The organism is Lysinibacillus sp. 38-6, from assembly GCF_046245175.1.
Lineage (GTDB): Bacteria > Bacillota > Bacilli > Bacillales_A > Planococcaceae > Lysinibacillus.
Genome location: NZ_CP176417.1, coordinates 1452555 through 1467088, shown reverse-complemented (window position 1 = coordinate 1467088; position 14534 = coordinate 1452555). Strand labels below are relative to the sequence as shown.

The 14534-nt window shown below is 40.2% G+C and carries 16 protein-coding genes; 13 read left to right on the top strand and 3 right to left on the bottom strand.

Features of this window, described 5'->3' with window-relative positions; translation table 11 throughout:
* Positions 1-27: 27 nt before the first annotated feature.
* The 9 genes from ACKVEV_RS07625 (at position 28) to ACKVEV_RS07585 (ending at position 7739) form a co-directional block, all read left to right on the top strand.
* Positions 28-1527, top strand: a complete 1500-nt coding sequence (locus ACKVEV_RS07625) for a cobyric acid synthase (protein ID WP_409369802.1) — start codon at positions 28-30, stop codon at positions 1525-1527.
* Positions 1524-2360 (top strand): class I SAM-dependent methyltransferase, encoded by an 837-nt coding sequence (locus ACKVEV_RS07620; protein ID WP_409369801.1) that lies wholly within the window; start codon positions 1524-1526, stop codon positions 2358-2360. The genes ACKVEV_RS07625 and ACKVEV_RS07620 overlap by 4 nt, the downstream gene beginning before the upstream one ends.
* A 98-nt stretch (positions 2361-2458) precedes the next feature.
* A complete protein-coding gene (rnz, locus tag ACKVEV_RS07615; protein ID WP_409369800.1) occupies positions 2459-3391 on the top strand; it encodes a ribonuclease Z in 933 nt (310 codons plus the stop codon).
* 161 nt (positions 3392-3552) lie between these two features.
* Positions 3553-3783, top strand: a complete 231-nt coding sequence (locus tag ACKVEV_RS07610) for an acyl-phosphate glycerol 3-phosphate acyltransferase (RefSeq protein ID WP_409369799.1) — start codon at positions 3553-3555, stop codon at positions 3781-3783.
* A gap of 153 nt (positions 3784-3936) precedes the next feature.
* A complete protein-coding gene (gene cdaS / locus ACKVEV_RS07605; protein ID WP_409369798.1) occupies positions 3937-4551 on the top strand; it encodes a sporulation-specific diadenylate cyclase CdaS in 615 nt (204 codons plus the stop codon).
* A 102-nt stretch (positions 4552-4653) separates the two neighbouring features.
* Entirely contained in the window at positions 4654-5097 is a 444-nt protein-coding gene (locus ACKVEV_RS07600) for a MarR family winged helix-turn-helix transcriptional regulator (RefSeq protein WP_409369797.1), read from the top strand.
* Between the two features lie 52 nt (positions 5098-5149).
* Positions 5150-6091, top strand: a complete 942-nt coding sequence (locus ACKVEV_RS07595; protein ID WP_409369796.1) for a ring-cleaving dioxygenase — start codon at positions 5150-5152, stop codon at positions 6089-6091.
* A gap of 13 nt (positions 6092-6104) precedes the next feature.
* The gene (locus ACKVEV_RS07590) at positions 6105-7160 is read left to right on the top strand and encodes an LLM class flavin-dependent oxidoreductase (RefSeq protein ID WP_409369795.1); all 1056 of its coding nucleotides are present in this window, start codon (positions 6105-6107) and stop codon (positions 7158-7160) included.
* A 12-nt stretch (positions 7161-7172) separates the two neighbouring features.
* Positions 7173-7739: an NADPH-dependent FMN reductase gene (locus ACKVEV_RS07585; RefSeq protein WP_409369794.1), complete on the top strand. Its 567-nt coding sequence runs from the start codon at positions 7173-7175 to the stop codon at positions 7737-7739.
* Between the two features lie 113 nt (positions 7740-7852).
* On the opposite strand, the gene ACKVEV_RS07580 is transcribed toward ACKVEV_RS07585, so the two are convergent.
* The gene (locus ACKVEV_RS07580) at positions 7853-8893 is read right to left on the bottom strand and encodes a DUF2332 domain-containing protein (RefSeq protein WP_409369793.1); all 1041 of its coding nucleotides are present in this window, start codon (positions 8891-8893) and stop codon (positions 7853-7855) included.
* 124 nt (positions 8894-9017) lie between these two features.
* On the opposite strand from ACKVEV_RS07580, the gene ACKVEV_RS07575 reads away from it, so the two are divergent.
* Positions 9018-9899, top strand: a complete 882-nt coding sequence (locus ACKVEV_RS07575; RefSeq protein ID WP_409369792.1) for a LysR family transcriptional regulator — start codon at positions 9018-9020, stop codon at positions 9897-9899.
* 68 nt (positions 9900-9967) lie between these two features.
* Positions 9968-10246, top strand: a complete 279-nt coding sequence (locus tag ACKVEV_RS07570; RefSeq protein ID WP_409369791.1) for a DUF1450 domain-containing protein — start codon at positions 9968-9970, stop codon at positions 10244-10246.
* Between the two features lie 146 nt (positions 10247-10392).
* Here ACKVEV_RS07570 and namA read toward each other — a convergent pair whose 3' ends face one another.
* Both namA and proC read right to left on the bottom strand, forming a co-directional pair.
* Entirely contained in the window at positions 10393-11403 is a 1011-nt protein-coding gene (gene namA / locus ACKVEV_RS07565) for an NADPH dehydrogenase NamA (protein ID WP_409369790.1), read from the bottom strand.
* Positions 11404-11449: 46 nt separating this feature from the next.
* Positions 11450-12256 (bottom strand): pyrroline-5-carboxylate reductase, encoded by an 807-nt coding sequence (proC, locus tag ACKVEV_RS07560; protein ID WP_409369789.1) that lies wholly within the window; start codon positions 12254-12256, stop codon positions 11450-11452.
* 389 nt (positions 12257-12645) lie between these two features.
* Here proC and ACKVEV_RS07555 point away from each other — a divergent pair, with 389 nt between their 5' ends.
* Both ACKVEV_RS07555 and ACKVEV_RS07550 read left to right on the top strand, forming a co-directional pair.
* On the top strand, positions 12646-13593 hold the full coding sequence (locus ACKVEV_RS07555) for an MBL fold metallo-hydrolase (RefSeq protein ID WP_409369788.1): 948 nt from the start codon (positions 12646-12648) through the stop codon (positions 13591-13593).
* Positions 13594-13602: 9 nt separating this feature from the next.
* Complete coding sequence (locus ACKVEV_RS07550; protein WP_409369787.1) at positions 13603-14358, top strand: SDR family NAD(P)-dependent oxidoreductase; 756 nt, start codon at positions 13603-13605, stop codon at positions 14356-14358.
* Positions 14359-14534 lie beyond the last annotated feature (176 nt).

Sequence of the window (14534 nt, the reverse complement as noted above, 5' to 3'; positions counted from 1 at the left end):
CCTAATGAATTAAGGAGGGCAATCACGATGCCAGCAAAATCAATTATGATTCAAGGAACGGCTTCTGATGTTGGAAAAAGTATGATATGTACGGCACTATGTCGCATTTTTTCAGACGATGGTCTTAAAGTAGTACCATTTAAGTCACAAAATATGGCGTTAAATTCATTTGTCACAGAAGATGGTGGGGAAATTGGCCGTGCACAAGGGGTGCAAGCAGAAGCAGCACGCGTAGTAGCAACAACCGATATGAATCCGATTTTACTGAAACCAAAGCAAGATATGGTGTCTGAGGTAATTGTACATGGCAAGCATTTTTTAAATATGGATGCCAAAAGCTATCGCAATCAATTTGTGCAACAAGCAATGCCGATTGTTGAGAAGTCGGTACGAACATTACAAAATACATATGATGTCATTGTGCTTGAAGGTGCAGGGAGCCCAGCTGAAATTAATTTGAAAGATCGCGATATCGCCAATATGCGTATGGCTCATTTAGCAGATGCGGCAGTTATATTAGTGGCGGATATTGACCGCGGTGGTGTCTTTGCTTCTATTATTGGCACGCTAGCATTGCTTGATGATGCAGAACGTGCACGTGTTAAAGGACTTATTATTAATAAATTCCGTGGTATGCGCGAATTATTAGATGATGGCATCGAATGGGTAGAGCGTGAGACAGGCATTCCTGTATTAGGGGTAGTGCCTTATGTAGATGTCAATATAGAAGCGGAAGATTCATTAGCGTTATCTGCCCTGCGCTTTAAAAAACCAAAGCCTGGTGAATTTTCTGTCGATGTTGCAATGATTCGTTTACCGCGCATATCGAATTTTACAGATATCGATCCATTTTTTGATGAGCCAGAGGTCGGTGTGCGGTTAATTGGTAATGTGTCAGAATTGGGTACACCGGATTTGCTTATTCTACCTGGCACAAAAAGTACAATGGACGATTTAACGTGGCTGAAGGCACAAGGCTTTGATCAGGCGATTAAGAACCTACGAGCACGTGGTACTAAAATTATTGGTATATGTGGTGGCTTTCAAATGCTTGGTGAAGCTTTACTCGATCCAGATGCAGTGGAAGGAAATGGCGAATCTGCTCAAGGTCTAGGCCTATTACCGATGGAAACGGTCTTTGTAGGACAAAAAAAGACTGTACAAATGACGGGAACAAGAGGAAATGACACATTGACGGGCTATGAAATCCATCTTGGGCGCACAAAAATTTTACGCGAGGAAGTTTCACCATTTTTACACTTAGCAGATGGCCGTGTAGATGGGGCTGTCAGTGCCGACGAACAAGTAATCGGTACGTATTTCCATGGTTTATTCCATAATCGCAACTTTACACGTCAGCTTGTCAATAATATTCGCCAGTCAAAAGGGCTTGCATTATTGCCGACAGATGTTAAAAGTGATGCAGAGCGCAGGGAAGATGCCTATAATATGCTGGCTTCCCATGTGCGTGCAAATATCGATATGAAAAAAATATATGAGATGTTAACAATAGAGGGACGCGGATGACAAGAAAAGGGCCGTTAGCAATTAATTATGAAGCGTTATGGCAAGAAGGCATGAAAGATTGGCAAGGGCAAATGCCAGAGCGCATGGTCAATGATCAATTAGAGGAGCAATTTTGGTCGCAATCGATCGCGCGTAAAAAAATAGGGCAAACGGATCCATATGCTGCACAAATTTTTGAAGAAATAAAAAAGTATATTCAACCACATCATTCTGTTGTTGAAATTGGGCCAGGCTGGGGCAATTATACGTTCCCACTTGCAGACTATGTGCGTGAACTAACATGTGTTGATAGTTCTAACAGCATCCTCAGTTATTTACAACAATGTTTACAAGACAAGAACCATGTTTCTTATGTCCATGCGAAGTGGGAGCAACTGGCTGACAATGAGCTAAAAGCACACGATATTGTAGTCGGTGTTAACTGTTTTTACCGCATGTACGAAATTAAAGCGGCTCTTGCTCATATGAATCGGCTTGCTAAAAAGCGTGCGATTATTGGTATGACGACAGGGCCAATTCAACCGCATAACGAAGTACTACATGAAAAGTACGGTTATGATATTAAATACCCAAGAAGAGATTATATTGAATTTTTAAATTTACTATATGAAATGGATATTTATGCGGATTGTCACATTGTTCCGCTGGAGCGAACGTACGAATATGAAACATTGGATCAGCTTGTGACAACACAAAGTAAAAAAATATTGAACACGGATTTTAAGCGATCACATGTCGAGGAATCACTTGCTCCCTTTATAGAAGAAAAGAATGGTCGTTACTATTATCGTCATGACTTTCACGCTGCGCTCGTATCGTGGCAACCAAAATAACAGAAAAACCTTTGGGGATTGCTTTCACCAAAGGTTTTTCTTCTGTTTAGCAATAAGGTACAATAGAACGACACGAAAAAAGAATTGAGGTGGCAGTTATGCAACTACATTTTTTAGGAACAGGCGCAGGCATGCCTTCAAAGGAGCGCAATACGAGCGCGTTAATGCTAAAATTACTAGATGAAAACGGTGAAATGTGGCTATTTGATTGTGGGGAGGCGACACAGCACCAAATTTTGCATACATCGTTAAAGCCACGCAAAGTGTCGAAAATATTTATTACACATTTACACGGTGACCATATATTTGGGTTACCTGGTTTTCTAAGCTCCCGATCTTTTCAAGGGGGCGATGAACCACTGACGATTTTCGGGCCCGCTGGCTTACAGCAATGGGTCGAGCAAACATTTGCATTATCGAAAACACATTTAACCTATCCATTACAATTTGTAGAAGTACAAGATGGGCTTATTTATGAAGATGAAAAATTTGTTGTGCGTGCGAGTGAATTACGTCATGTTGTTCCTTGCTTTGGTTACCGCATAGAGCAAAAGGATTTACCTGGCGAGTTACTGATGGAAAAAGTACAATCTTTCGGTGTACCGAAAGGACCATTGCTTGGACAATTGAAAAGAGGACAAGATATTCAACTTGAAAATGGCACCATTGTTTCTGCAAAGGATGTGGTGGCACCGCCTAAAAAAGGCTTTACACTTACGATTTTAGGGGATACGAAATATTGTGAAGAAGCGATTACCTTGGCTAAAGAAGCAGATGTTGTTGTCCATGAAGCCACTTTTGATGGTAGCACAACGGATTTAGCCGCTAGCTACGGTCATTCAACAAATGTGGAAGCAGCGATGGTAGCAAGTAGAGCAGGCGCACAATATTTACTACTTAATCATTTAAGTGCGCGTTTTTTACCGCATGATTTACCGACTTTTTTAGCGGAAGCGCAAGCTGTTTTTCCGCAAACTTTCCTGACAGCAGATCAAGCGGTCTTTCATTGGTCTAACAACGAATTATTTTAATATCATTAATGAATATTCATTTGAAAAATTTGAAGGTTATTAGATGAAAAATTATTGCAAAAAAAAGGTCGTATAATATAAGTTAGAACTTGGAATAGTTGTAGAATTATAGTGCGTTTGCGACATCATTTACGTATAATTAAGTAAAGGGGAGTGGTTGTATGGATCAACAAAAGATGCCACCAGCTGTTTTACGTTTACTTGTTATCTTTCCAAACGTGTTAAGCTACTTACTATTAGGCGGACTTATTTTTTATGTTATGTCAAATTATGAACTGTTAAAATCATCCGAGAACTTGAAAGTATGGCTCATTTTCATCGCAGTCCTTGCACCAGCGGCAGTCTATACAACTTTTAGTATCGTAAAAAAAATACGTGCTGGGCATATGTGATAGCCTATACCGCGTACAAAAACACGTTGCATCTTTTTAGATGTACCGTGTTTTTTTGTAGGGAAATAGTTGATTTACAAGTAAAATGCATAAAAATTTTCCATAGAGGGAAACTAAAAAGTGTAGCAATTAGAAAGAACGGAGGTGTCGTTTATGAACCAACCAAACTGTGATTCTGCTCCATTGAAACAAACCATAAAACAGGAGCTCGGACAAGTGATTGTATCGTTACAGCATAGTTTAGCTGCGATGGATGCTGTAGAAGACTGTTTACTTGGCGACTTAAATACTATTAAAGAACAATTTGCAACGATTGAAATACAAGCAGCTACATTTTATTTAAACTGCTATTTATCACCCTTTACTGAAAAATATCCAGAGCTTTCAGTTTGCGTGCAAAATATGTCTAAACGACGACATGGGGGATTAATTGTCTTTGAAAGAGAGGATGCCATCGACCATCTGATAAAACCAGGGATTCCGATTGGAGCAGAATTAACGCATACGTTGTTAGAATCTATTTTTTATCCAGGTAATCCACTGCATGATGGTGCGGTGTTAGTGAAAAGCAATCGCATTGTCTCGGCAGCCAATGTGCTCCCTCTTTCAAACATTAATACAGGCGATAAAAAACTAGGCACAAGACATCGAGCAGCAATCGGTTTAAGCGAGCTAAGCGATGCTTTAATTATGGTAATATCTGAAGAAACGGGTCGAATTTCTTTTGCCTTTAATGGCAGCTTACATCCCATTTCACATGGCATTTAATGGTGTCATTAAATAATATCTCAAATTCGAGATATTTTCCTTGCAACACTATCACTTGCGTGGTAAAGTGATATTACAGTTCGAGGAAGGGAGGGCTAAGTGATGGAAAAACATACACTCGGCTCACTAACATGGTTGCGGATGATGCGCTTTACGAATCAAAGTAATCAGCTATCGAATGAATTTTTAAAGCGCTTTAACTTAACAACTGCTCAGTTCGATGTCTTAATACAAATTAAAACATACGCACCACTGACGCAATCACAGCTCGCGGAAAAAGTGACGGTAACGCAAGGTGGTATGTCCCGGATGGTTGCACGTCTTGAAAAAGAGGGACTAATTGAGCGCAAGCAAAACTGGAAGACCAAAACAATATCACTAACAACAAAAGGCGAGCAATTGATCGATGCAGCGACACCAAGTCAGCTTCACTTTCAATCCTCATTTTTTGAAGAAGTGTTATCAGAAGAAGAAATGAAATCTTTATATACACTCATGTCGAAGCTAGAAAAGCATAGCCGCGAAAAAAAATTACCTGATGCGTGATTTTTTTTGCACTATCACTTGCGTAGTCAAGTGAAAACTAGGAGGAATTTATATGAACAAAATAAGCGGACATCATCATATTTCCATGTTAACGAAAAACGGCAAACAAAATAATGAGTTTTACACGAAAATCCTTGGTTTACGTCGCGTGAAAAAGACGGTTAACCAAGATTCACCGTCCATGTACCATTTATTTTATGGCGATCTTACGGGAGCAGCCGGAACAGAATTAACGTTTTTTGAAATGCCTGTAGCGGGACGCACTGTACGTGGAACGAATGCCATTACGCGCATCGGCTTACTAGTACCAAACTTTGATAGTTTACTATATTGGAAAAAACGTTTTGAGCTTTTACAAGTGGAACATAGTGAAATAACAACATATGCCGGCAAAGATGCTTTACTTTTTGAAGATCACGAAGGTTTACGCATGGTGCTGTTAAACCATGATGAACAGTCTGTACCAGCCAGTTGGCAAGCGTGGGATGGCTCCAATATTGCCACAGAGCATCGTATTTTAGGGATGGGCACAGTTGAAATAACTGTGCGTTATTTACAGCGTACTGTGACTTTATTACAAGAGCTTTTTGGCTATACAGTAGTGAATGAAGATGACAAAGAAGTACGACTTCAGTCAATTGCAGGAGAAACGTTTGGTGAAATCATTGTTAAAGAATTGGAAGGTCCTAGTGAAAAGCCTGGACGAGGCAGTATTCATCATCTTGCTTTACGTGTTGCCACTGTGGAGGAACTTCAACAATGGGATGCATTGATTAAAGCACGTGGTTTAGATAGCTCAGGCGTTGTCGATCGTTATTACTTCCAAAGTCTTTATTTTAGAGATCGCAACGGCATTTTATTTGAAATAGCGACAGACGGACCCGGTTTTACAGTTGATTCCGCTATCGAGGATTTAGGGAATGAACTAGATTTACCACCATTTTTAGAAGCAAAGCGCGCTGAAATTGAAGCGATATTAGAACCGCTTGATTAAAGGAGAGAGTACAATGAAAAATTATCGTATTGATCAATCAAAAGGCTTAGAGTTTGGGCTTTATTCACTCGGAGATCATATTCCGAACCCACTAACTGGTGAACGCATATCTGCCCAGCAACGTATACAGGAGCTAATTGACATGAGCCAATTAGCGGAGCAAGCGGGCATCGATGTATTTGGAGTGGGCGAAAGCCATCAATCGTATTTTACAACACAAGCTCATACAGTCGTTTTAGGTGCGATTGCACAAGCAACGAAAAAAATTAAAATCGCCAGTTCTGCAACCGTGCTAAGTGTATCTGATCCAGTAAGAGTATATGAGGATTTTGCGACAATTGATTTAATTTCAGACGGGCGTGCAGAAATTGTAGCGGGTCGAGGTTCGCGCGTTGGTGCTTATCATTTACTTGGGGTCAATTTACAAGACTACGAAGAAATTTTTGAGGAAAAATTAGAGCTGCTTAAAAAAATTAATGAAGAACAGCTCGTTACATGGGAAGGGCAGTATCGTGCACCGCTCCACAATGCGCAAATTTTACCTCAGCCTAAAAATAGTTCCTTACCAATTTGGCGCGCAGTGGGAGGCCCACCTGCAAGTGCTATTAAAGCAGGCTATATGGGTATTCCGATGATGTTAACAACATTAGGTGGCCCAGCGATCAACTTTAAACCATCTGTCGATGCTTATCGCGAGGCGGCTGATAGAAGTGGTTTTGATCCAGAGCAGCTACCAATTGCCACAACAAGTTTATTTTATGTGGCAGATACATCAAAAGAAGCATTGCAAAATATGTATCCGCATCTGAATGGCGGCTTCCAAGCTATTCGTGGCAGCGGTTATCCAAAACAGCAATTTGCCCAGGCAGTCGATACACGTGATGCACTCATGGTCGGTAGTAAGGAACAAATTATTGAAAAGTTGCTGTACCAATATGAACTGTATGGTATGCAACGCTTTATGGCACAAATTGATTTTGGTGGAGTACCTTTTGAAAAATTAATGAAGAACATCGAAATCATTGGCAATGACATTTTACCAGCCATTAAAAAATATACAGCAAAATAAGGGGCGAATAGTATGAAAATCGTAGCATTAGCAGGTTCAATCGTCGGCTCTAAAACAAAAATAGCGATGCATAAAATGGTTGATATATTGCAAGAAAAATATCCAACACATGAGGTAACAATACTCGATTTGGCTCAGTACAATATCGCTTTTAGTGATGGTCGCCATTATGTAGAGTACGAGGGCGATACAAAGTATGTAGCAGAAACGATTATGGCTGCTGATGCAATCGTCATTGGTACACCAACATTTCAAGCGTCCATTCCGGCAACTTTAAAAAATATTTTCGACTTGCTGCCTGTCAATGCCTTTCGAGACAAAACCGTTAGCGTAATGGTCACAGCAGGGACAGCCAAACATTATTTAATGGTAGAGCAACAATTAAAGCCAATTCTTGCTTATATGAAAGCACATATTGTACCGACCTATGTTTTTATTGAAGAAAAAGATTTCTTGCGCCAAGAAATTATTAACGACGATGTCCTGTTCCGCTTAGAACGTCTAGCCGAAGATACCGTAATGATAGCAGAAGCCTTCGCTGAAATTCGTGCTAAAAAAGATGCAGAGTATGATTTTTAGGGCAACTAGATTATAATAGAACGAAGTTTGGGACAAAAAAAGGAAGTGTTAGATTGACGACCATCAATCTAACACTTTTTTAGTTTTCAAATGTTTGAAAATTACGAATTGTATTAAATTGTTTCGGTGCCTGGCACTTTCCATTTAAACCATCTTGCATGCCCGTCTGGTTGTTCGATTGTTCGAATGGATTTTATTTCGCCATGATGCACCAAGTCCTGGTGTAATTGACCGTCAAATAAATTGTTATAACAATGATAAAGCGGTCTTTCCATGCTGATTTCTTTTATACGATCCAGTAACTGATGTCGTAAAGGTAGCGGGATTTGATTGGCTACGTGTGTATGGAAGACGACTAACATCGTCTCTTTATTTATTTGGCTACTAATAGCTACTAGCTCTTCTATGGCATCGCCTTTCATAAGCTGGATATCAAGCTGTCTTACAATGGGGATTGCTTTTTTTAATCGTGTGCGTCGTTCTTGATGTTCTGGCCAAATGAGCGCTTGTAGCCATGCAACGTCTTCGTCATTCGTAACGTCTAATGGATTTAAATCAATGCCAATTCTTTGTGACACAACAAAGGGGTGGCTAATTGCAGGGGGAAGAGCATCACCTGTATTTTTTGATGCTAAAACTAGTGCACTATCGGAATTATGAACAGACAACGTGTCGTTATAGCAGTAATTATATTGGTCCATCGCAAGTTGTAATCCTGCGCTTGCGCCAATCTCAATAAATGCTAAGGGCATATGATGCTTTTGATAAATTTCAGCCATCATCGGATACAAATAAGCACAGCGTCGAATCTCATTCGTTTGCACAAGCCTTTCTTGTAGCAATACTGTTAAATCATCCGCATACGTCAACACAAATTTTTTGAAAAATGGATAGACAGTATCTAGTGGCTTCGGTGTAGTCGTAAGCGATGGATAAAATCGTGCCAATTGGTCGTCATGATGCGCCATAAGCAAATAATGGACTGCTGCAAACAATAAATTCGGTGTAGGTTGACCGCTGGCACTTGTACTTGCAAAAAGCAATAATTCTTCATCTTCTGCAATGCGCATTGCTAAATATTCATATAGCGGACTTGAGTTGTGACATTCATTTTTGGCGAAAGTACTGAACTGCTTACTTAGCGTAGTTATCATAATCATGCTCCCCTTTGTTGTAAAATGAACTATCTAGCTTTGAGTTTAGTATTGTTATACAATTAAGTAAATTAAATATATTTAATGAATTTAATTAAAATTTTTAATTGAAGTAGGTGACAGTGTGGATTATAAATGGCTAAAGTCTTTTGTTGTAGCAGCAAAAACCTGTAATTTTCGAATAGCGGCTCAAGAATTACATGTTTCACAACCAAGTATTTCAGTACATATTCAGCTGTTAGAACAGTTTTTAAATGTCTCCTTATTCAAACGAGAAAAAAATCGCGTGCAATTAACAGAGGCAGGGGAGTTATTTTTAAAGGAAGCGGTGCAAATTACACAACAGTGGGAAAAAAGTATTGAACGCTTTCAATTAGTGACAAAGGGGATTCAAGAAAAAATTATTATTGCGATAACCCCGTTAATGGTCGAAACGATTTTACCCCATGTTATTTATCAGTTTATAAATGAACATCCGACAATTGAAATATCCATTTTAGTGGAGGAATCCTCTAAAATAGAAGAATTAATTCATCATGGCAAGGCACATATCGGTATTTCATTACTGCCAACGCGCTATCGACATTGGTGTCAAGAATTGCTAGTAGATAGTCCGCTAGAGTTAGTCATTCCACTCGATTCATTTGATGATGAAACGGGAAGCTATATTGATTACGAAGAATTGTTTCAAAAATATACGCTATTTACCCATCACCATCCAACGATTTGGGAGGATATATTGCCCCAAATTCATAATAACTACGTCTATACAAAACAAGTATCCATTTCACAATCATCTGTTGTGAAACGACTCATTAAGGATGGCTTAGGTATGTCATTTTTACCTCGTATGATTGTAAGAAGAGAGCGAATGGAAGGTCGCTTTAATATTGTCCCTTTTACAGCATTTGCATTACCTAGCGTCCCCGTCTACCTTTTTTACAAAGATTCCGTTCATGTCCCACAACCATTACTGCAATTATTTCAGACAAGGGATTATTTATAATGACTACATGCTACAATTAGAGCAAGCGTCGGAAGCTGGGGAAATATAGTGAAAAGGAGTGAAGTGAAATGGTATTTTCCTTATTTAAGAAAAATAAAAAGCCGCAGCAAATGCTCAATCGTGTAGAATTTTGTATGACCAATTTATCGCTTGGTGCAGCGGATGCCTACGATGTGTTAGTAGAGCGAGCAGATATAGAAATCGAAGAATCGGGTTGTACGTCGCACTGTGAAATTTGCGAGCAGGGCCTCTTTGCCATTGTCAATGGTGAATTGATTACAGCAGCTGATGCAACAGCGTTAGTACAAGCAATTGATGAGGAAATGAAGCAAAATCCCCTTTATTAAATACACGGGTTTGGTAAATCGCCATTATATGTAGCGTAATCGCCATGAAACGAAGGGGAATCGCCACATAACTTATAGAAATAGCCAATAAAGACTGAAAAAACGCTGATAGCTCATTCTCTTGAGAGCTATCAGCGTCAGTAGCCTTACCAGCCTCTTACATATTGCACTGGCGGTTCGATTGGTGCGCCTAGTTCTTTTGCGGCATGTAGTGGCCAATAGGGCTCACGTAGTAAAACACGACCTAAGAAAATCAAGTCAGCGCGATTATTTTGTAATATTTCTTCCGCATGTTGTGCGATGGTGATTAAACCTACAGCACCTGTCGGAATATTGGCACCCACTTTAATTGCTTCCGCATGGGGCACTTGATAGCCAGGGAATGCCTGAATAGCTGCCTGTACGACACCACCTGTTGACACATCAACCAAATCGACACCTTGTGATTTCATCCATCGACTAAAGACGATAAAGTCCTCCATAGTTGTGCCATCTTGTGCGTAATCTTCCGCTGATACTCGAACAAGTAGTGGGCCATCCCAGACACTTCGTATGGCATCAATAATTTGACGGAGCAAGCGATAGCGATTTTCCTGTGAGCCTCCGTATTGATCGCTACGTTTATTAGTTGCTGGCGATAAAAATTCACTAATTAAATAGCCATGTGCACCATGAATCTCTAGCACATCAAAGCCCGCTTGTTTTGCACGCACGGCTGCTTTTTTAAACGCTTCAATCACATAGTCAATATCAGCATGCGACATTTCACTTGGTGTTTGATAAGCATCACTAAAAGCAATAGCTGAAGGAGCAAAAATTTCACCTTCCACCGTAGCTTTCCGTCCAGCATGGGCAAGCTGAATACCTGTTTTAGCTCCGTAAGCCCGCATCGCTGAAACTAATTGTTGTAAACCTTCGATATGTGCGTCATCCCAAATGCCAAGATCGTTGCTAGAGATTCGTCCCTCAGGAACGACAGCTGTTGCCTCTAATAAGATTAAGCCGACTTGCCCAGCGGCACGTGTTGCATAATGCACGTGATGGAACGGTGTGACCAACCCATCATCTTTAGCAGAATACATACACATTGGGGCCATGACAATGCGGTTTTTTAATGAAATCGTTTGTAATTGGTATGGTTGAAATAATTTAGTCAATGCAAAGCCCTCCTAATTCCTAGTTATTACCTCTATTTTGCCTGGATTACTTGCTATTTGCAAGTGCGCGAGATCGAGCTTCTGCTTCTTTAATACATGCTTCAATCGCTTGATTAAATTGATACTGTTCAAGTGCCTTTATGCCAGCTTCTGTAGTACCGCCTGGACTTGTCACTTTTTTACGAAGCACATCTGGCTCATCGATGGATTGCTTGAGCATTTCAGCAGTCCCTGCGAGCGTTTGCGTCATGAGGAGTCTAACCGTATCTTTTGCCAGTCCTACTTCCATCCCAACTCGTTCAAATGCTTCCATTAAATAATAAATATAAGCAGGGCCACTTCCAGACAGTGCTGTAACGGCATGCAGTTGGTCTTCCTCCACTTCAATGACAGATCCAACAGCTTCTAATAATTGTAAAAACATCACGCGTTGTTTAGCGGACACTTGCGCATTAAAGGCGATGCCACTAGCGGACATGCCGATCGTTGCCGAAGTATTAGGCATCACTCTTGCGACAGGGCGTAAGCCTAATTGCTCTGTAATCGTGCCAATGGCAATGCCCGCTAAAATCGATAGGATGGCCGTATGTTCGGTTATTTTGGACTTTAATTCTTGCATAGCTGTAATGGCATCCTTCGGTTTGATCGCTAAAATAATTAGATCTGCCTGCTGATAAATGGCCTCTTCAAAGTGACAATGAATGCCATACGTATCGTGTAAATATTGTAAGCGTTCTTTATCGGAGCGATTGGTGACATATATTTCTTGTGCTTTAAATACTTCCTGCTTAATCCAGCCTTGAATCAATGCTTCTGCCATCGAGCCAGCACCGATAAATACTATTTTTTTCATAGCAAAACACCTCCGTTTCAAAATAAAAAAAGCGCTCTCGTCCTTATATAGAAGGACGAAAACGCTGTCGTTTCCGCGGTACCACCTTTGTTTGCCAATTGGCACAACTCTTAGCCCTTTTATCGCAAGGGGAACGGTTATGTTGTCATAACTGCTCAGAAGTAGGTTCTGTAATGGGAGTGGGTGATGTTACTTGCAGCAAATGTAACACTCTCTGGACACCTTCACCAGCTACATACTTGGCTTCCTCAACGCACATAAATAATTTGATTATTCAAAATTATATTGATAATATATCTATCTGTCAACAGAAGGGTGACTTGAGGAAGAAAAACTTGTAAAATGGATGAATCGGTATTCATTTGTTGCGTAAAAAGGGGGAGACAACTTTGTCGATACATAAAATAGAAATTCCAACACCCTATGATGTAGGAGATGTCAATGCATTTGTTGTGAAAGGTGATGCACTCACAATATTTGATGTTGGTCCAAAAACGGCGGATGCCTATGATGCACTAAAATCGGGAATTCGGGCGGCTGGCTTTGACATAAAAGATATAGAACAAGTTGTATTAACACATCATCATCCTGATCATGCTGGTTGGGTTGATGCATTTCCACATGCTGAAATTTTAGGGCATGCCTATAATGATAAATGGTTACGTCATGACGAAGATTTTTTACGATATCATGAACAATTTTACAGTAAGTGCTTGTTTGAACACGGCGTGCCAATGCAATATATTCAATCGAGTGTCCATGTTCGCCGTGAAATAGAACTTGTTGGGCAAAGACCTTTAACACAAATTTTACACGGTGGTGATGAGGTTCCTGGGCATCCTGGTTTAAAGGCAATTGAAACGCTAGGACATGCACAAAGTCATTTTATTTTTTGGGATGAAAGATCGCATCATGTGATCGGCGGAGATTTATTATTAGAAAAAATTACACCGAATCCATTAATCGAGCCACCTTTAGACCGCACACAAGGTCGCCCGAAATCATTGTTGCAATATAATGCATCCCTTGACATATTACGTCAGTTGCCTGTCAACATGATGTATACAGGGCATGGTGCCAATTTAGAAGGCATACCACAATTGATTGATAAGCGACTTGAGCGACAGCATCAGCAATCGATGAAAGTGTATGACTTGCTTGGTGATGATCAACTAACAGTCGTACAAACGACTAAACGTTTATATCCATCGATTTTCCAGCATCAGCTTGGCTTGACATTATCCAAAACACTTGGACATTTAGACTATTTAGAAGCAAATCATCTTGTAGTTTCAGAAAAGAATGAGGATGGCGTCTATTTGTTTACACGAAAGTAGGTTTTATACATGAAAATGAATAAAAAGACAATCTTTGTAACAGGTGCGACGAGTGGTGTGGGCTTAAAAATTACTGAATTATTAGTTGCGCAAGGTCATATTGTGTATGCCACAGGGCGTAATGAAGTAGCGTTAAAAACGTTACAACGTTTAGGTGCCAATGTCATACAAGCTGATTTAACGTCAATAAGCGCAATTGATGAAGTTTGTGCGCAACTGCCTACTCTGGATGTCGCTATATTATCAGCAGGGGTAGGGAAGTTTGCGATTGCCCCAATGTTATCGGATGAAGATATTACGCAAATGGTGGAGCTGAATGTACGTGTGCCGATGTATTTAGCAAAGCGTTTAGCGACACCGATGATTGCACGTGAGCAAGGACAACTTATTTTTATCGGTTCTCAAGCTGGTAAAGTCGCGACGCCTAAAGCAAGTGTTTATGCTGCAACAAAACACGCCATTGTCGGCTTTACAAACGGCCTACGTATGGAGCTAGCGCCGTACAATATTAAAGTAACAGCCATCCATCCAGGACCAATTGATACGCCATTTTTAGATAAAGCAAATGATGACAGTGGTTATCGACAGTCATTAGGTAAATTATTATTAACACCAGAAGAAGTAGCGCAGGCAACGGTCAAAACAATTGATCGACCAGTTCGAGAAGTCAATTTACCACGAATGATGGGTTGGACGAGTAAACTATATGCATTAGCACCTGCCACGATCGAATATTTAGCCAAACCATTATTCAATAAGAAATAATTCGGTGCCAGGCACGCAAACAATTTATAATTATTCATGTAAAAATGTACGAAGACTCTTACGGCACGAAGCATTTGCGAAGTGCCAGGCACCCACACAATTTATAAATATCCAGATGGAAAACCCATGAAGGTTCCTGCAACTAATGAAAAGCTGCTAGGAATGCGACGTGGGTT

Bases quoted from the DNA above. Each gene is read 5' to 3' on its own strand.
- ACKVEV_RS07625 (WP_409369802.1), top strand. From the start codon at position 28: ATGCCAGCAAAATCAATTATGATTCAAGGAACGGCTTCTGATGTTGGA.
- ACKVEV_RS07620 (WP_409369801.1), top strand. From the start codon at position 1,524: ATGACAAGAAAAGGGCCGTTAGCAATTAATTATGAAGCGTTATGGCAA.
- rnz (WP_409369800.1), top strand. From the start codon at position 2,459: ATGCAACTACATTTTTTAGGAACAGGCGCAGGCATGCCTTCAAAGGAG.
- ACKVEV_RS07610 (WP_409369799.1), top strand. From the start codon at position 3,553: ATGGATCAACAAAAGATGCCACCAGCTGTTTTACGTTTACTTGTTATC.
- cdaS (WP_409369798.1), top strand. From the start codon at position 3,937: ATGAACCAACCAAACTGTGATTCTGCTCCATTGAAACAAACCATAAAA.
- ACKVEV_RS07600 (WP_409369797.1), top strand. From the start codon at position 4,654: ATGGAAAAACATACACTCGGCTCACTAACATGGTTGCGGATGATGCGC.
- ACKVEV_RS07595 (WP_409369796.1), top strand. From the start codon at position 5,150: ATGAACAAAATAAGCGGACATCATCATATTTCCATGTTAACGAAAAAC.
- ACKVEV_RS07590 (WP_409369795.1), top strand. From the start codon at position 6,105: ATGAAAAATTATCGTATTGATCAATCAAAAGGCTTAGAGTTTGGGCTT.
- ACKVEV_RS07585 (WP_409369794.1), top strand. From the start codon at position 7,173: ATGAAAATCGTAGCATTAGCAGGTTCAATCGTCGGCTCTAAAACAAAA.
- ACKVEV_RS07580 (WP_409369793.1), bottom strand. From the start codon at position 8,893: ATGATAACTACGCTAAGTAAGCAGTTCAGTACTTTCGCCAAAAATGAA.
- ACKVEV_RS07570 (WP_409369791.1), top strand. From the start codon at position 9,968: ATGGTATTTTCCTTATTTAAGAAAAATAAAAAGCCGCAGCAAATGCTC.
- proC (WP_409369789.1), bottom strand. From the start codon at position 12,256: ATGAAAAAAATAGTATTTATCGGTGCTGGCTCGATGGCAGAAGCATTG.
- ACKVEV_RS07550 (WP_409369787.1), top strand. From the start codon at position 13,603: ATGAAAATGAATAAAAAGACAATCTTTGTAACAGGTGCGACGAGTGGT.